Raw genomic sequence first — 17599 nt, forward strand, 5'->3', positions numbered from 1 at the left:
CCTCGTCCACGCCGTCCCCCTCGCACACCTGGAGTCGTCTTGTCCGCTCGTCCCGTCGTGCTCGTCGTCGCCCCTGGTGACCGCACCTACCGCGGCTACTGCCTGGAGCAGGTCGCGGCCGCGTACGACGTCGTCCTGATCACAGGCACCGAGCCGTCGTGGGAGAAGCCCTTCATCGTCGACCACGTCGTTGCCGACCTCGACGACACAACCGCTCTGTTCGCCGCCGGCCGTGCTCTGGCCGAGCGCCACGAGGTCGCGGGCATCGTCACCTGGTCGGAGTGGCACCTCGTCCCCACGGCCCGGCTCGCCCGCGCTCTCAGCCTCGCCGCGAACTCGGTGGAGGTGATGCAGGCGTGTCGGAACAAGGCCACCGCCCGCATGCTGTTCGCCCGCCACGGCGTCCCGTCGGCCGCTTCCATGAAGGCCCGCTCCCTGGTCGAGGCCGGCCTCGCGACGATGACCATTGGGTACCCCGTCGTCATCAAGCCCGCCGCCTTCGCCGGAAGCATCGGCGTGATCCGCGTCGACCGGGCCGAAGCCCTCCCCGACGCCTTCCAGTTCGCCGCGGCCGGAGCCGACCAGAGCCGGGAGGATACGGCGATCCTGGTCGAGGAGTACCTCGACGGCCCGGAGATCTCCGTCGAGTGCGTCACCCACCGCGGCGTGACCACCGCCGTTGCCGTCACCCGAAAGTCCCTCGGGCCGGCCCCCTATTTCGAGGAGACCGGGCATACCGTCGACGCCCGCGACCCTCTCCTGCCCCAGGTGGGTCCTGTCGCCGTCGCTGCGATCAAGGCTCTGGGAATCACCGACGGCATCCAGCACGTCGAGATGCGCCTCGTCGACGGCCGTCCCCGCTTGATCGAGGTCAACGCCCGCATCGGTGGCGACATGATCGGCCACCTCGTGCACCTCGCCACGGGCATCGACCTGCCGAGAATCGCCGCCGACCTCGCCACCGGACGGGCCCCCGACCTCACGCCGGCCCACCGCCGGGCCGCCGGCATCCGCATGCTCTACCCGGCTGCCTCCGGTGTGCTCACCGAGCGCCGGATCACCCAGCCGTTCGCAGCCCACGCTCCGTGGCTGCGAGAGGTGACGTGGATCCGCGCGGTCGGCGACCAGCTCGTCCTGCCGCCCGAGGGCGACCTCTTCACCGGCCGCGTCGGCTTCTATATCGTCACCGGCCGAGACACGGCCGAGGTCAACGAGCGTCTGGAACTGGTCGCCGAGGAGATCACCGTCGAGACCCGGGCGGCCCGATGAACCACCGCACCGAGGACGCAGCGGAGGTCGACGGAGACGTCTTCGTCTCGCCCCGCTACCTGGCCGGAAGCACCGCGACGGGGGACCCCGCTCTTCAACCCCTGTTCGCGCTGGGCTGGGAGCTCAGCCATGACGACCTCGGCAACGCGTACGTCAATGCGCCCGACCGCAAGGTCCGGCTCGGCTTCCTCCCCGAGGGGGAGGACGACGGACTGTGGCGCATCAGCGCGTACCGCGACACATTCGGTCCGCCCGTCTGGGGTGTGTGTTTCAACGACATGGCGCCCACGGAGTTCGTCGCCGCGTTCACCACCGCCCTGGCCAAGGCGTACACCGCCGGCCCGCACACGTACCTGGCCCCGCCCCACCCGGAGAACGAGGAACTCGACGCGTTCCAGCCCATGGTGCCGCTGATCCAGCGCGGCTGGGAGATCCAGCACCCGCGCTGGGGCGTCCTCGAACTCCAGACCCCCGACGGTCTGGCCGGCATCGAGTACACCACCGGCGACCTCGACGCCGAGAAGGAACTCACCACCTTGGAGGCGCGGTGGTACCTGTGGGGTGGCCCCAAGACGAGCTATGCCCGCTGGTACGCCACAGCGTCCACGCACACGCCGATCGCGCTCGTCAGGGCCATCACCGACAGCGTCTCCGACCCGGCGCCCGTACCGCGCTGGAAGGACAGCATGTTGTCCTCGCTGCCCGAGCACGCCCAGCTCACCGCAGTGTTGCCGCCCAGGTCCCCGGCACCGACCCCGCGCGACCTGCAGCGAGCCGCTGCCGCTCGCCGCGCACCGGCCCTCGCCACACGCAGCGTCCCCCGGTGGACCACGGCCACACGTCCGCCGACGAGCCGAGTCCGCTGACCCACCCCTTCCCCGATTCGCCCCACCCGTCAAGGAGCACCACCTTCGTGCACGCCCGTTTCGTCCGCGTCGCCGTCCGATCCCTGGCCGTCGCCATCGCCGCAGGCGCGGCCGGCACTCTGGCCTGGTCACCTGCCCAGGCCGCCCCCGCGCCGAGCCCGCTGGGCCCCGGATACACGATCCCGGACTCGGACGGCAACGTCGGCGCCTCGCACATCGGCGCGTACGGCCCGCCCGGGCCAAAGGTCTTCGGCAACGCCGAGACCTACTGCGCGGACCCCGAGCGCAAGGGGCCGGCTGACTCCGGCGGGTACAGCGACCCGACGGTGGTCACGTCCTGGACGTCCTCGGTGACGGGCAAGCCGGTGCCCCGCGAAAACCTGGCATACGCCTCGTACGTGATCGGCCGGTACGGGCAGACCCGCGACCACGCTCAGGCCGCCGCGGTCGACGCGGCCGTCTACGAGTGGCTCGCGGGAGGCACGTACGGGATCGACGGCACCCGGGGCAAGCAGCGCCTCGCCTACCCGGTGGTCTCGCCGACGGCACGCACGCTCGCGCTGCGATACATCGACGAGGCCAAACGGTATGCCGGCCCGTACGCCTTGCACATCAGCCCGTCGGTCACCCAGACCCACACCGGCCGGAAGGTCAGTGTGGAGGTGAAGGTCACCTCCACGCTCACCGGCGCCGCCGTCCCCGGCATCACCGTGCAGCTCGCCGAGTCCGGCTCCGGCACCGCCAACGGCCAGGTCGCCACGAACCAACAGGGCGCCGGGGTTTGGGAGTTCACTGCGGGGAAGACCGGGAAGGCCACAGTGCGGGCCACCGCCACCGGCCTGCCCGGCTCCCAGCTGAAAATCCTCACCCCGCAGAACCCCGCTGCCCAGCGCATGTTGCTGGCCGGCGCCACCACCACGGCCGAGGACACCGCCACCGTGGAGGTCACCGCAGCGCCCGGCGGCGTGGAGATCCACAAGAAGGACCCCGAAGGCTCCGTCCTCACCGGGGCGGCCTTCCATCTGCTCGACTCCGCCGGCAAGGTCGTCGCCGAGGGCAAGACCGACGCGAAGGGCATGCTCGTTCTCGACGGCATCGCGCCCGGCGCCTACCGGCTGCGCGAGACGTCCACGGGCGACACGATCCACGACCTCGCCCCGGACCAGGACGTCACCATCACCGAGGGCCGCACCGCCCACGCCAACCCGCTCGTGGTCATCGACCCCTTCAAGAAGGCCGACTTGCTCCTCCGCAAGACGGACAAGGTCACCAGCGAGACGCTGACGGGCGCGGTCATCAACGTCCGTACGGACGAGGTCGGCCCGGATGGAAAGCACCGGCCGGGCAAGCAGCTCCTCGCCCTGACCACAGGCAAGGACGGCACCGCCACAGCGAAGCTCGATGTCACCCTCAAGGCCGGTACCCGCTACTGGGCCACCGAGATGACTGCCCCCAACGGCTACCAACTCGACTCCCAGCCCGTGGCCTTCGTCGCCAAGCCCGGCGAGCGTGTCACTGTCACCCTCGCGGACACCGCCACCCCGCCGAGCCCGCCGTCGCCCACCACACCCCCGGCACCGCCCACCCAACAGCCCCCGTCCGCCCCGCCGTCCGGCAGCCTCGCTCACACCGGCGCCGAGACCACCCGCTGGCTCCTGGCAGGAGCGGGCAGCCTGCTCGGTATCGGCGGCGCGCTCTACCTGACCGCCTGCCGCCGACGAGCAATGGCGCGCCCCGTCGACTAGCGATCAGCCCGACTGGCGGGGATGGCGCGGGGGACCGCTCGATCCTGGAACCGTGGATGAGGCAGCAGGCGCTGCTGTACGCCTCAGCCGGTGCCGACGGTGCGCTGGTGTAGACCTGTCGCGGCTGGTGTAGGTCCGGTGGCCTCCTCGGGAGCGGCCCCGGCTGGGGCTTATGCCTCGTAGTTGTGTTCGGCTCGGTGGGTGTGCTCGGGGCCAGGGTGCGTCACGCCAGGGACCATGGGGTGGCTGTAGTCGAGGGAGATGGTGCTGAAGGTGTCACTGGGGACGGGAGCTGTGTCGTTGTCGGCGATGATCAGCTGCACGCGATCGCCGTAGGTATCCGCGAGTGCTTTGAAACTGCCGTAGATGCGGTTCCCACGTTCCTGGTCGTCCGGGTTGTTGCCCAGCGCCTTGCGGGGAGAGTCGATGATCAGTAGTGAGGGGACGAGGACGTCGGGGTGCGTGAGCCCGAATTCAAGCAGTGCGAGGCTGTAGGCGATGCTCACACATGTCGTGATCCCGCCGCCGGAAGCCTGCAGGCTTTCGAAGGGGCTTCCATCGATCACTGGTAGGTATGTCTTCGGATCGATGACCGCCGTCTGTACCCAAGGCAAGTGCAGCTCGGCGAGCAGGGTGAAGAATTCCTGGCTCAGGTCGTCGACCAGTTGTCCGCGGGCGGCGAGTGCCAGGGAGCGGGTCTTGACGTCAGCTTGGACGCGTGTGCGCGTTGCTCTGAGGTTCTTGACCTCTTGGGCGATGGACCGCGCGCGAGCCCAGGCATCGCGCAGCTGAGTTACGGCGTCGATGCTCGCTCCGAGCGCGGCTACGCGGGCGCTGGAGCTGGCGATCGCGTCGAAACGAGGCGCGACGACGTCACGGGTCTGCGCGTCCAGCTCCCGTCGGAGGGTGGTGACGAGAAAGTCGGTTTGCTGGGCCCGGTCGCGAGCAGCTGTAAAAACCTGTGCATCAGCATCTAAAACTGCTCGTGCGTCCAGCAGCTGCCTCTCCAGGGCCTCACGTGCCTCCTGGATGGCTGCGGGGTCTACGGACTCGTCCGGGGGGTCGTGCTGCAGGCAGACGATGCAGTGGTCTTCTTGGACCGGTCGCCCTTCCAGCCGCTGCATGCAGCGTGGGCAGATGACAAAGTCGAAGGGGGACAGCTTCTCAATCGCGGACGCCGAGCGGTCCAGCCGTAGGAGATCGAGTTCGACCTGAGCGACCACTGATTCACGCGCCTCGAGCAGCTCGCGTGCCGCCACGATTTCTTGGCTGGCGTCCCTCGCCGCTGCGACGGCCTGACGAAGCTCCAGGCGGAGAACGGCATCAGCCGCGCTGCTTTCCTCCAGCTCCGAGCGCAGCGCACCGAGGGCTCCTTCGGCGAGGGTCAGCATCTCGCGCAGCTGAAAGAGCTCCGCACGGAGCGCGTCATCGCTGCGCGAGTCCGACTCTCGCAGGAAGTTGCTGACATTCTCGTGCTCAGCGGTCTTCGCCTTCATGTCTGTCAAGAGCTGTGCCGAGCGCTGCTTCAGATCCAGAAGCACGCTGTCCGTCAGGCCGAAAATGACTTCGAAGAGGGCTCGACGCATGCCGTCGAAGTATGACTGCTGGTGGCGAACGATTTGGGTGTCGATGTAGATCGCTTCGAGATAGACGTAGGCGAACAGGGCCTGGAAGGTCATGTTGGCCTTGGCCGCTTTGCCTTCTCGGCGTACGGGAATCGATACACGGGGGAAGCCGAGGGCGCTCAGCAGTCGGTCGGACAAGGTCGTCTGACCCTCTTCGGCGCGGATGATGAGGCTTTCGCGGAGATCCAATGTGACCGGGTCGAGCACGTCTACTCGGTCGCTGCCGGCCTCGCCGATCATCCTCCTGAGCGCCACGTGCTCGTCGCCGACGAGGATCTCCGCGCACACCGAGTGGACGTGGTCACGTACGGCAGGCGTCAGGATGGCGTCGCCGCCGATAGCGTGCTTGAGCAGCATGAGAAGGCTGGACTTGCCGCTGCCGCTCGGCCCGCTGATCACGGTGGCCGGCTGGTCGAACCGGTACGTCTTTTCGGCGTCGGCGGTGGTGACGGTCAGGGCGAGAAACTTCAGGTGGACCGCCATCAGATTTCCGTTCGCCAGGGCCTGTCCACCGCGTCGGGCAGGCGCTCGTAGATGAGGGTCTTTAGCGCTGACCCAGACTTGTCGAAGTGCTTCTTCAAGAGTGCTGTCCGATGCGAAACGAGCGCCCACTCAGGTGTCTCGGACAGAGTGGCCGCGGCAATGGCGCCGGAGGCGGTGATGCGGAACTCAGCCCGGTCGCCCTCGCCGTACGTGATGAGATCACGGGCCGCGAGCGAGCCGAGGACGCTGTAGTAGCGCTGATCCCACGGCCCGTACTTGTAGCGGGTCATGCGGCTCTCGACCGCCCGTCGCTCCGCGGCCGTGGGCTCCGTGCCGCGGGGCCAGGTGTGGCCGCTCTCCTTGAGTAGGCGCTCCAGCATCGCCGGATAGCGAAGAAGGAAATCGAGCTTGGCCAGCTTCGTGAGTCCCGCCAAGCCCGTGCGCGCCGTGGTGAAACGGTCGATCAGCAACAGGACCCTTGCCTCGTGATAGTGGGCTTCACGGCGTTCCTCGCTGCGGGCCTGCCCCTTGATGCGCGCCTCGGAGGCCAGACGCTCGGAGGCGTTGCTCACGACGCCTCCTCCTCGGAGACATCGAAGACGTCGGAGAAGTAGTAGTCGCAGTCGTCGCACAGCTGATACGCCAAGCCGCGAAGATGCTTGGAGTTGATCTTGAACGGCAGGGTTGCCAGCATCGCTTCCGGCGTCAACCGCTGCCTCAGCAGCCTGTTCATCCTCGCCCCGTACGGGCTGCCCTCCGCCGCTTCGGTCTGCGCATCCGCACGGCAGTCAAAGGCGGTGTCCAACACCTCCAAGCGCATGTTCGCAAGGTCGGAACTGTCGCCGGGTAACCCCGAGCGGTGCTCCGCCCATGCCACGTACCAGGCCGAGCGCAGGGTTTCTGCGTGTGCGACCTCATCAGCGGGTACATGCCCGCGTACCAACTTCTTGCGGAGATTCGCTCCCCCGGGAGCGACCATCGGGAGTCGGCCGGGAGTAAATGTCGGCACCGTGAGCTCGCGGTAGACGAACTCCTCGCGCACGGTGTGGGGGTAAAGCGTCCGGCGCGCGATGCGCTGCTGCATCTGCACGTTGTGGAGGACCCGGCTCGGCGTCGCGATGTACTCGGCCAACTGGCCGCGCTCGCCCTCGCCGCGGTTGGCCTGCTCGATGCGCTCGACGATTCGCCGGTAGGTGGCTCCTTCATCTACGTGGTTCAACTCCAGAGCCAGGATCGCTGGCCGAAGAAGCTGCTGGAGGTTGTGGTCAGTGATGAACCGGGAGGAGGGGACGCTCTTGTAGTCGATGTGCAGCACTGCCAGGAAGCGCTTGATCGTGGCAACGAAGCCATCGGGGATGACGATGTCAGTCATCTTCTTGGTTTCGGTCACCACTGGAATGTGCGGGTACGGCTGCTTCCAACGGATCTTCAGGAAGTACTGTGCGACGGTCGTTGCCATAGCATCGACGCCGGTAGTGACCTCCGGTTCCGGGCCGCACATCTTGGCGAGTACAGCGGCATTTCCCTTGCTCGTGTTCAGGGCGCCGTTCGTCGTGAGGCGCAGTCGGACGTTGTCTGCGGAACCACATGCGCGCCAGCTGTTGAACAGGTGAGCGAGGCCCCCGTCCTTGCACAGGTCGCCTACATTCCACAGGGTCCGGTGGTACTGGCGGTGCTTCACTGACACCAGCTCGACGGAACCGTTCTTGAAGGCGATGACGAAGTCCTCGTGCCACTCGCAGACGACGAACTCGATCTCGTCCCGCGTGAGCATGGCCAGACATGCCTGGGCCGCCACTTCGGCTTGATACCGATACAGCCGAGAGGTGTCGGTTCCCCCGTCCTCCCCAGGCGCTCGCTGAAAGATGGGATGCACGAAGTCATCGGCATCATCCCCCGCGTCCACCGCCACGTCGACCACAACCACCCCCAAGCTGTGTAACGCACACCGCGAGCCCCAGGGAGGGCCAGCGAGCCGAAGATCCTTAGGCGTATCACAGTCCGCACGCGTGACGTAACTGAGCGATCGCGCATTTCTAGAAACGGCCAGATATCTGCGCCATCAGCGGTGGCGCTACCGGCTCAGGAACGGGCTGTGTCGTGCACGGCTCACGGCCGGTCGGGCCAGAAGATCGACAAGGGGAGCCGCACGGCGGGAAGCTGTACCGTTTGGAGGGGCCCGAGAGCGGCTGTTGTGGCGCGAAGGGCCTCGTCGTAGGAGCCAGAGCCCAGGACTTCAGCGGAACAGGCAGGACAGTCTCCAGGGAGTCAGACGTGGCCAGCGCTGCGAGCCCCGGAACCTCGGACGTGCGCGAAGGCGTCATCGGGGAAGTCGGCCCGCACGGCATGCCATACCCCGACGCGTTCGCCTTCGAGCAGCCCGGCTGCTACCGCCGGCCGCATCGGTGGCAGCAGGCGTTCGTGTTCCTGGATGAGGAACACTCGGTCGGTGAAATCGACGCTGTCCCCCTCTGGGCGCTCGTGTTCCAGCCACGCCCGGGCCTCCTCGCGGGTGCCGGGCCCCACAAGTACTCCGTCGGGAATCGCGTGGTCTCGTAGCGGGTGTCGAACTCCGCCCAGTGATCGTCATTCCAGCGGCTGTTCGGGATGAAGGGGATGGCCCGCACCACGACGTGCTGGTAGTCGTCGCTTTCTTGTTCCTCCGTTGGGTCCGGAACGGAAAGTGCTCCGGCGGGTTCCATGCGCGCCCGCCCGGAACCATTCCAGCTCAGCACAGCCATCCCCCGGTGCAGAGATGCCGGGTACAGGCGCCCGCCGGGAGTGGCCCGCCCCCACAGCTGGTTGATCAGTTCCGCCAGGTCCCGCACTGTCCGGGCTGCCCCAACGGAGCTGTCGACATGATGGCCAGAGGGATGGGCAACGTGGTTGCGCAGCTTGGCCAGCGCGTCTTCGATCGTGCGACTGCGCCGCCCGCGGAGTAGACCTGCCATGCGCGCCCACTGGCGAAGGCCGTGCAGCACGCCGTTGAACTCGACGGTGTTCGTGGCGACGACCAGCTTCGCGCGTCGCCGCGCCATCCTGTCCGCGAGCTTCTTGACGTCGTCGTACGACGCGACGGGGAAGGAGGCGTCCGGGCCTTGGGAGAAGCGGAAGGTGATGGTGCCAGCGCACCATTCCATGAAACGGTCGCGCAAACGCCTGCTCGTAGATGAGGAGCGCCTGGTTGCCGACCATGGTCTACACGTCGTAGCAGAGTACGCCGTAGGCGAAGGCGGCACGCAGCCGCTCGAAGGGGGCGCGTGTTCCTGCTGCGACACCCTCCGCCAGGTCGCAGTCGGCGATCTGCCGCTGTTGGAACTCAGCGGCGTCCTCGGGTTTCAGGCGGCTGCCGAGGCCGTAGGGGTTGAACGTTAGTGACAGAGGCTCGTCCACCGGCATCGCTCTGACCACCGGTTCCGCTCCGCCCTCGGTTGTCCACAGAGCTTCGTCCCGCTGTGATGTCCATTTCGCGCGCTCGGTCTCGCAGGAGAAGGCCATGGCCGCCACCCGCGTGGAGTGGGACGGCGACCACGGCCTTCTCGGTGTGTCTGGCCAGCAGCGCTTGCTGTGTACGACGCAGGCAGCCAGTGCGCTTCACGCGGCCTTGGACAGGGTGGACCGGTCCATGTTGGGCGCGTGCCGGGCGGGTGTCACGGGGCTGGTCATGGCTTCTCGTCCGTCGTGGCGCGGCCACAGGAGGAGGGCACCGATCGCTCCCGCTCCGGCAAGGAGTACGAGGACGGACCAGGCAAGGGTGAAGCCGACGTTCGTGCCGAGCCATCCCGCGACGGGGTAGGTGATCAGCCAGGCCAGGTGCGACAGAGAGAACTGGGCCGCGAATGCCTCGGGGATCGCGTTCCGTCCGACGGAGGCGCGCAGGACCTTGCCGGTCGGCGTGATGATCAGTGCCATGCCGATGCCGATCACAGTCCAGATGATCGCCGTACCGGTCCATGTGGTCAGGCCGGCCGCGATCAGCGTCACAGCGGTGGTCGTGCCGCCGACGAGGACTCCGGCGCCGGTCACCATGACGGTGCGGGCGGCGATCCGGTCGAGAACGCGGGGCAGCACGAGGGCGGCCAGGAGGGTTCCGGTGCCTGACGCGGCGAGCATCCAAGCGACGTCCGACTGCGAGCCGCCGAGCTCGTCACGGACGTAGTTGACGGTGTTGACGACGACGATCGACCCTGCCGCCGCAACCACGAGGTTGAGCGCCATGATGCCGCGCAGCCGCGGCGTCCTGAGGAAGGTCCTGATCCCCGCTGCCGCCTTGTCCCATGCCTTGGTGTGGGCACTGGGGCGGGCGTCGGGGATGCGCGTCGACAAGACGAGCAGGGCGGAGAGGAGGAATCCGGCGGAGGTGCCCAGGAAGAGCCAGTTGAAGCTCATGAACGTCAGGGCGACGGCTGCCAGCACGGGGCTGAGCAGGCTCTCCATGGTGGAGGCGACCTGGGAGGCGGACAGGGCACGCGTGTAGTCGGACTCGTCCGTGACGATGTCGGGGATGACGGCCTGGAACGTCGGGGTGAACGCCGCGGAGCCGGCCTGGAGCAGGCCGATCAGGACGTAGATGTGCCAGACATCGGTGATCAGCGGCAGTGCCAGGACCACCGCACCGCGGACCACGTCGAGGAGGACCAGGAGAGTTCTTCTGGGGAGCCGGTCGACGTACGCGGCAGCAAGAGGGGCTATGACCACGTACATGACCATCTTGATGGTCAGGGCGGTGCCGAGGACCATGCCGGCGCGCCGTCCTGCGAGGTCGTAGGCGAGCAGGCCGAGGGCCACTGTGGTCAGTCCGGTACCGAACAGGGCGATGACCTGGGCGCTGAACAGGTGGCGATAGTCGCGGATGGCGAACAGACGCATGGCGGGTTCCTTCCGTATCCATGCGGCGGGGCACGCCCCCGGGGTGGAGGCCGTGCCCCGCGAGTACAGGCGGGGGTGTCTCTACGCACCGGTGTCGCTCCCCGGTGTGAGGCCGGCGAGCAGGTTGAAGGCGCCGGTGAGGATGTTGAGCGAGACGACGCCGACGACATCGGCTATCGCCCGGTCGCTGTAGCCGTGCTCACGCAGCGCGCTGACCTGTTCGTCGGTGATCGACGTCGGCTCGCGATAGACCTGGAGGGCGAGGGCGATGATTGCTGCGATCGCGGGATCGGCCGAGGTGCCCGCATGGGCGCGCTTGATCTCTTCCTCGTCCACTCCCATGGAGCGGGCGGCACTGACGTGCGCGTCGAGGCAGAGCCCGCAGCCCTGGAGTGCCTGGACGGCGATCGAGATTCGTTCGCTGATTTTGCGGTCGAGTTTGGCTCGTCCCATGGCCCTGCTGAGCTGGAGGTATCCGCCCAGTACAGCCGGTGAGTGCGCCATCGTGGAGACCATGTCGCCGATCTGGCCATGGCGGGAGACCAGGTCGGCGAGGAGGTCGCGCGAGGCGCCGACCGCCGTGTCGGGCGTGAGTCGGGTCAGGCGGGGCATGACGCTCCTTCCGATGTGGCTTCGTTCATGCGGTCAGTGGTGTGCGTGGTGGCCGTGGTGGTGGCCGCTGTGCTCGGGTGCGGCCGGGGCTGTCGCGTCCGAGTGGGGAGCGGCCGTGGCGGTCCGCACCGTGAACTCGGCTGTCCGGACAGCGTCGTTGTGCTGGAAGTCCAGGTACAGGCGGTAGGTGCCGGCCGACGGCGCGACCGCCATGAAGGCGATCTCCGGTCCCGGCGCGGTGGTGCCGTCACCGGGTTCGCCCTCCGGGTGGACGTGGAGGTAGCCCAGGTCACCGACCCGCAGTGCCACCAGGTGTCCGTACGCGGCCAGGTAGGGCTGCAGGTCGGTGACGGGGCGGCCGTTCCGGCTGACGGTGAGGGTCAGTTCGCTCGCCTCGCCGGGCAGGAGTTCGCCGTCGAGCGCGACGGTGTACTCGCCGATCTGCGCGATCCCGGTGGCCTCGGGGAGCGGCCGCGGGTCGTACGGCCCGGCGACTGCGGCGTCGATCCCCAGCGTCATGGTCCCGTTGCGGCTGGCCGGGTGGACGTCGGCGAAGAACCTCCAGTCACCCGGTTCCAGAGTCAGGTCGACGCTCCACGTGCCCTTCTCGTCCATCACCGGGTGCACGTGCTGGAACCCGGCCGTGTCGCGCCGGACAGCGATGAAGTGCAGTTCCTTGTCGTGCTCGGCCGTGAACTCGGTCACCGCCTGTCCGTCGGGGCCGATCACCCGGAAGCTGACCGGCTGCACGCCGGCGGTGAGGATCGTCGAGTCGAGCTCGAGGGTGTACCCGTCCTCGGAGACCGACAGCCCACCGGGCTGGGCTCCGCTGTGGCCAGCGTGGCCGCCGTGGACTCCGTGATTGGTCTGGCCGTGGCCGGTGTGATTCTTCATGGCATCTCCACTGGTGTGATGCGCCTTCTGGCGTTGTCCGTTCAGGACGTTGATCAGAACCATATACCCCCGGGGGGTATTCCGGAGGGCCTTGATGGTGGAAATCTCGAGAGGGGCATACCGAAGTGGATCTACCGGGCGGAGGCGCCCACCTGCCGAGCCCGTGACACCGGTGTGTCGGCGCGGCTGCCCGGGCGGTGGCTGCCGCAGCCGAGCGGCGTGAACTGGTCAGTGCACTGCCGACGCGCGGCAGGGAAAGTGGCACCACCGGCGCGTATGCGGGCACACGCGTCTGTGCCAAGGGGGCGAAGTCGGGTATGTCGAGCTGAAGGGTGTCGGGGACGCCGTCGCCTGCCTCGTGCACTCGTGACGCCGTACCGGTGGTGACGGCACGCCTGAAGGCGGCGGGGTTGGGGAACCTGTAGGGGCCACGTACGGACCCAGTTTGTCCTTTGCCATCCAACTTAGTCGTGGACGTACCACCTGACCTGGGCGGACTAGCTTGGATGGCAAGGTGCCCGAACCCGCAACGGTGGCTATGTAGAAGAGTGGTGCCGTCAGGCAGTCCTGGTCGTTGACCAGGGAACGGCTGCCATCAGGGCGACCACGACTGGTAGTTGGCCGGCCGCGTTCGAGAAGCCACAGGTCCACACCCCGTGTCGATTCGTCGTTGGCCATGTCGTCGGTCGTTAGCCGGCCGTCCGTGGGCGCGGTTGCTCTCTGTCCCGTCTGCTCATTTCGCGGCGGTGGCGGTGTAGAGGTCAGGGGCGGCGTCGAACCTGGTGGCGCAGCGGGTGGAGCAGAAGTAGTAGGTGCCGGTGTCGGTGTGCCGCTGCTCGCTTGCGGATGCCGGGTCGATGTGCATGCCGCACACCGGATCTGTGACTCCCTCGCTGTCGTCCTGGCGTGGGTGGGCATCAGGCTCGTGGTTCGGGGCGGCGGCCGCTGTGGTGGCCTGCTGGTCGTGGAAGGTTTCGACTTGGGGTTCGATGGTCTGGGGCTGGGTGTCGGTTTCGGTCGGCGGTGTGGGGCGCCAGCGGCGGAGGCGGGAGGAGTTGGTGACGACGGACAGGGAAGACAGGGCCATGGCGGCGGCAGCGATGATCGGGCTGAGGCGAAGGCCCCACAGGGGGTAGAGGGCGCCGGCGGCGATGGGGATGCCGAAGGCGTTGTAGACGAGGGCGAAGAACAGGTTCTGCTTGATGTTGCGCATGGTGGCGCGGGACAGGCGGATGGCGGTGACGACTCCGGTGAGGGAGCCGGAGATGAGGGTGATGTCGGCGGCTTCGATGGCGACGTCTGTGCCGGTTCCGATGGCGAGGCCGACGTCGGCCTGGGCGAGGGCGGGGGCGTCGTTGATGCCGTCGCCGACCATGCCGACGGTGCGGCCTTCGGCCTGGAGGCGGCGGATCTCGTCGGCCTTGTGCTCGGGCAGCACCTCGGCGAGGACGCGCGGGATGCCGACGTGCGCGGCGATGGCGGCGGCGGTGCGGGCATTGTCGCCGGTGAGCATGACCACGTCGGTGCCGAGGTGCCGTAGAGCGGTGATGGCCTGGGCGGAGTCGCCCTTGACAGTGTCGGCGACGGCGAGGACCCCGGCCGGTCGGCCGCCGACAGCGGCGAGGACGGGCGTCTTGCCGGCGGCCGAAAGGTCCTCGGCTACGGGATGGAGGGAGGACGGGTCGATACCGGTGTCGCGGAGGAGGCGTGCGGTGCCGACCAGGACGGAAGTGCTGTTGGCGGTGGCGCGGACGCCTTTTCCGGTGATGGATTCGAAGCTGGTCGCGGCCAGGGGTGGAAGGCCGCGGTCGCGGGCGCCGGAGACGATGGCCTGGGCGAGGGGGTGTTCGCTGTCGGCCTCTGCGGCGGCCACGAGGGCGAGCAGATCGTTCTCGGCGATGCCGTCGAGTGGTCGGACATCGGTGAGGACGGGCTTGCCCTGGGTGACCGTGCCGGTCTTGTCGAGGACAATCGTGTCGATCTTGTGGGCGGTTTCCAGGGCTTCGGCGGAGCGGATGAGGATGCCTGCCTGCGCGCCTTTGCCGGTGCCGACCATGACGGAGAGCGGAGTGGCCAGGCCGAGGGCGCAAGGGCAGGCGATGATCAGGACGGCGACGGCGGAGACCAGGGCGAGGGTCAGTGCCGGGGAGGGGCCGAGGGTGTACCAGAGGGCGAAGGTGCCGATCGCGATGGCGATGACGGCGGGGACGAAGTAGGCGGAGATCGCGTCGGCGAGGCGCTGGATGGGGGCCTTGGACGCCTGGGCCTGCTGCACCAGCCGGATGATCTGGGCGAGCATGGTGTCCGCGCCGACCTTGGCCGCGCGCACCCGCAAGGAACCGGTGGTGTTGACGGTGGCGCCGATGACACCGTCGCCCGCCTGCTTCGTGACCGGCATCGGCTCCCCCGTGACCATCGACTCGTCCACGGCGGAGGAGCCGGAGAGGACCTCGGCGTCGACGGGGATCTTCTCCCCAGGGCGGATGACGATCTCGTCCCCGACGACCACCTCGTCCACCGGGATCTCGGTTTCGCCACCGTTGCGTACGACGCGCGCGGTGCGGGCCTGCAGGCCGATCAGAGCGCGGATGGCCTCGCCCGTGCCGGCCTTGGCCCGGGCCTCCAGAAGGCGGCCCAGCAGGATGAGGGTGAGGATGACGCCGACCGCTTCGAAGTACACCTCGCGTACGTCCTCGGGTAGCAGTCCGGGGGCGAGGGTGACGAGCAGGCTGAAGCCGTAGGCGGCGCTAGTGCCCAGCGTGATCAGGGAGTTCATGTCCGCCGACCGGTGGCGCAGGGCCAGCCAGCCGGTGGAGTGCACGGGCCAGCCGGTGTAGAGCATGACCGGCGTGATCAAGGCGAGCTGGAACCAGTGGTTTAGCATCCAGCCGGGTACCCAGTCGGCGCCGAACAGCTCGTGCGCCATCACGGCGAACAGGACCGGCGCGGTCAGTACAGCGCCGACGACGACCCGGCGGGTCAGGTCCTTGATCTCCGCCTGGCGCTCGGCGATGTCGGCCGCCTCCGCCGCCTCGGCCGGCGTCTCCACGGCGCTCGGTGCCGCGCTTTCGCCGGGCTCAGCGCCCGGTTCTTCAGGTGCTGCGCCGTTGGTGGGTTCGACGACGAGGGTGCCGTGGATCATGTTCATGCCGCAGGCGAAGCCGAAGGTGCCGGCCCTGTCGGGGTTCAGATGGACGGTTGTGCGGGTGTGGGCGGGCAGACCGGCCCCGACCTTGAGATCAGGGAAGACGACGCGGGAGGTGCATTCTCCGGCCTCCTGCCGGTCGAAGACCAGCTCGACCGGGGTGCCCTGGCGGACCTTGATCAGGTTCGGGCTGTAGCCGCCCCGCACGGTCACGTCGATCCGCTGCACCCCGCCCTCCAGCCGGGCCGTGCCCGCCTTGCGCGGGCCGAAGAAGTACCAGGCCAGCACCGCGATCAGCCCAGCGGCGACCACGACGATGATCACGTCTACGACTGTCACGGCCACTCGCCTCCTCGCACGCCCTGCTGTTCCAGCCTCCCGCGCGGCATCCGCCCGGGCCACTCCTGCCAGGCAGGGACCGTCCGGCCCCAGGCGGGGACCGTCCGGCCCCTCTGCCCATCCGCCGACTGGGGAGACGATGAGAAGTGAAGAAGGAGGCCCGTGATGAAGCAGAACCAGTGGGGCCTGTACGCCATCGCCGTGGCCATCGCCGTCGTCGGCGCCCTTGCTCTCGGTGTCCCCGTCGGCACCCTGGCGATCCTGGGCATCGCGCTCGCGTGCCCGCTGATGATGTTCTTCATGATGCGCGGCATGCGCGACCAAGGCGGTCACGACCACGAGTCGCACCGCCACGATGACGACCACAGCGGATCCGGCCGCGTCTGACCCGCGACCCGGGATCAGGGCCGGGGTGAGTTCCGTGATCGCCGTGATCGCAACCGTTGCCGCGGGGCTGATGATCGCGGGCATCGTGTACGACACCGCCCGCATGATCGGCCCCGACGAGTCTCGCTGCCCGCCGCTCGCCCGCCTGTGGGGCCGCCGTGCCGCCCTTGAGGCCGCCGAAAGCCGTCTGGTCGCCGTGCGCCTGCGCGGCCGGATCGATACGGCCGCCTACCAGCGGCGTATGGCGGCCATCGCCCACGGACACCGGTATGCGGCCTCCCCACCCCGGACGCACGTCGGAGGCGGTCATGGCTGACGCCGCGTACGGCCTGTTGCCACTGGTCGTGCTCAACACCCTGCTGTTCATCGTCTTCGCCGCGAGCTTCTTCCACCCGAAGACGAAACGCGACTGGCGGGCGATGGGCGCCTACAGCGCGTTCATGGTCGCCCTGTTCACCGAGATGTACGGCGCCCCTCTGACGATCTACCTGCTGGGCAGCTGGCTCGGCAGCACCTTCCCCCTCCTGAAGGACACCCACGCCGGCGGACACCTGTGGAACGACCTGACGGGCTGGTCCGGCGACCCGCACCTCAGCCCGTTCCACCTGGCCAGCTACGTTGCCATCACCGCCGGATTCTGGCTCCTGGCCGCCGCCTGGAGACGCCTGCATGAAGCCGCCCAGCACGACCGGCTGGCCATCACGGGTCCCTACGCATGGGTGCGTCACCCGCAGTACGACGGATTCCTCCTCGTCATGACCGGCTTCCTGCTCCAGTGGCCGACCATCCCCACCTTGATCATGTTCCCGGTACTGGTGTACGTCTACGTCCGCCTCGCCCGCGGCGAGGAGCGCGAGGTCGCCGCTCGCTTCGGCGACGAGTGGAACGTTTACGTGGCCCGGACCCCCGCGTTCTGGCCTCGCCTGCGGCATCACACATCGCCCGTGCCGCCCTCGCCGCGGCGTGCTTCCGATCCGCGCGGGCGTACCGCCCGGAGGTGAGCAGTGGTGGCGGTGCTGACCTGGGTCCTGCTGGCTGCCGCAGTGGCGGCAGTCGCCGCGTGCCTCGCCTATCAGCGCCGGCGGCGTGATCCCGGGCCTTGGCTCGCCCTCGTCCTGTCGCTCGGGGGCCTGCTCCCGCTGCCGGTGCTTCTTGCGTACGACGCCTCCGCTGCCGCCTGGGGTGTGTGGGGTGCCATCGTCATCGCCGCCGCGCTGGTCTGGGCCGCCGCCGACACGCTGCGCGACACGGCTGCCGCGCGGGGCCGCCGTTCACGGGGCCGGCCGTGAGCGGCCGCCTGCCCGACGGGGTCGTGCTTACCGCTGCGGGGATCGTGAAGTCGTACCGGCGCGGGGTGTGGCCGGT

At 68.5% G+C, this 17599-nt stretch carries 16 protein-coding genes; 7 read left to right on the plus strand and 9 right to left on the minus strand.

All coding sequences use genetic code 11. From position 1 onward, the window contains the following. Window positions 1–39 precede the first annotated feature (39 nt). From ESG85_RS24470 to ESG85_RS24480, 3 genes are read left to right on the plus strand one after another with little or no spacing between them, the layout of a single operon-like run. Window positions 40–1269: an ATP-grasp domain-containing protein gene (locus ESG85_RS24470; RefSeq protein WP_246095254.1), complete on the plus strand. Its 1230-nt coding sequence runs from the start codon at window positions 40–42 to the stop codon at window positions 1267–1269. Next, window positions 1266–2135: an SPDY domain-containing protein gene (locus ESG85_RS24475; RefSeq protein ID WP_128982779.1), complete on the plus strand. Its 870-nt coding sequence runs from the start codon at window positions 1266–1268 to the stop codon at window positions 2133–2135. Before ESG85_RS24470 ends, ESG85_RS24475 begins: the two co-directional genes overlap by 4 nt. A 47-nt stretch (window positions 2136–2182) precedes the next feature. Beyond that, the gene (locus tag ESG85_RS24480) at window positions 2183–3880 is read left to right on the plus strand and encodes an MSCRAMM family protein (protein ID WP_128982780.1); all 1698 of its coding nucleotides are present in this window, start codon (window positions 2183–2185) and stop codon (window positions 3878–3880) included. Between the two features lie 170 nt (window positions 3881–4050). Here the strand turns inward: ESG85_RS24480 and ESG85_RS24485 are convergent, their stop codons facing one another. From ESG85_RS24485 to ESG85_RS24520, 9 genes are all read right to left on the minus strand, one after another. Beyond that, on the minus strand, window positions 4051–5988 hold the full coding sequence (locus tag ESG85_RS24485; protein WP_128982782.1) for an AAA family ATPase: 1938 nt from the start codon (window positions 5986–5988) through the stop codon (window positions 4051–4053). Further along, window positions 5988–6560: a hypothetical protein gene (locus ESG85_RS24490; RefSeq protein WP_128982784.1), complete on the minus strand. Its 573-nt coding sequence runs from the start codon at window positions 6558–6560 to the stop codon at window positions 5988–5990. The genes ESG85_RS24485 and ESG85_RS24490 overlap by 1 nt, the downstream gene beginning before the upstream one ends. Next, window positions 6557–7915: a dsDNA nuclease domain-containing protein gene (locus ESG85_RS24495; protein WP_128982786.1), complete on the minus strand. Its 1359-nt coding sequence runs from the start codon at window positions 7913–7915 to the stop codon at window positions 6557–6559. Before ESG85_RS24495 ends, ESG85_RS24490 begins: the two co-directional genes overlap by 4 nt. A 460-nt stretch (window positions 7916–8375) precedes the next feature. Continuing rightward, on the minus strand, window positions 8376–9143 hold the full coding sequence (locus tag ESG85_RS36155; RefSeq protein WP_246095255.1) for a hypothetical protein: 768 nt from the start codon (window positions 9141–9143) through the stop codon (window positions 8376–8378). A gap of 43 nt (window positions 9144–9186) precedes the next feature. Continuing rightward, on the minus strand, window positions 9187–9486 hold the full coding sequence (locus ESG85_RS36160) for a hypothetical protein (RefSeq protein WP_246095256.1): 300 nt from the start codon (window positions 9484–9486) through the stop codon (window positions 9187–9189). 96 nt (window positions 9487–9582) lie between these two features. Beyond that, window positions 9583–10857 (minus strand): MFS transporter, encoded by a 1275-nt coding sequence (locus ESG85_RS24505; protein ID WP_128982788.1) that lies wholly within the window; start codon window positions 10855–10857, stop codon window positions 9583–9585. Between the two features lie 81 nt (window positions 10858–10938). Continuing rightward, a complete protein-coding gene (locus ESG85_RS24510; RefSeq protein ID WP_128982790.1) occupies window positions 10939–11469 on the minus strand; it encodes a carboxymuconolactone decarboxylase family protein in 531 nt (176 codons plus the stop codon). Between the two features lie 33 nt (window positions 11470–11502). Beyond that, a complete protein-coding gene (locus tag ESG85_RS24515; protein ID WP_128982792.1) occupies window positions 11503–12363 on the minus strand; it encodes a hypothetical protein in 861 nt (286 codons plus the stop codon). Window positions 12364–13096: 733 nt separating this feature from the next. Next, entirely contained in the window at window positions 13097–15847 is a 2751-nt protein-coding gene (locus tag ESG85_RS24520; protein ID WP_128982794.1) for a heavy metal translocating P-type ATPase, read from the minus strand. Window positions 15848–16012: 165 nt separating this feature from the next. Between ESG85_RS24520 and ESG85_RS24525 the strand changes: the two genes are divergently transcribed. The 4 genes from ESG85_RS24525 to ESG85_RS24540 are packed head-to-tail and all read left to right on the plus strand — an operon-like array spanning window position 16013 to window position 17523. Further along, window positions 16013–16234 (plus strand): DUF2933 domain-containing protein, encoded by a 222-nt coding sequence (locus tag ESG85_RS24525; RefSeq protein ID WP_128982796.1) that lies wholly within the window; start codon window positions 16013–16015, stop codon window positions 16232–16234. A gap of 34 nt (window positions 16235–16268) precedes the next feature. Further along, window positions 16269–16550: a hypothetical protein gene (locus ESG85_RS24530; protein ID WP_128982798.1), complete on the plus strand. Its 282-nt coding sequence runs from the start codon at window positions 16269–16271 to the stop codon at window positions 16548–16550. Next, a complete protein-coding gene (locus ESG85_RS24535) occupies window positions 16543–17235 on the plus strand; it encodes a methyltransferase family protein (RefSeq protein ID WP_128982800.1) in 693 nt (230 codons plus the stop codon). Before ESG85_RS24530 ends, ESG85_RS24535 begins: the two co-directional genes overlap by 8 nt. Window positions 17236–17241: 6 nt before the next feature. Further along, entirely contained in the window at window positions 17242–17523 is a 282-nt protein-coding gene (locus ESG85_RS24540; RefSeq protein WP_128982802.1) for a hypothetical protein, read from the plus strand. Window positions 17524–17599: the final 76 nt, after the last annotated feature.

The sequence above is a fragment of the Streptomyces roseicoloratus genome (assembly GCF_004117935.1).
GTDB lineage: Bacteria > Actinomycetota > Actinomycetes > Streptomycetales > Streptomycetaceae > Streptomyces > Streptomyces roseicoloratus.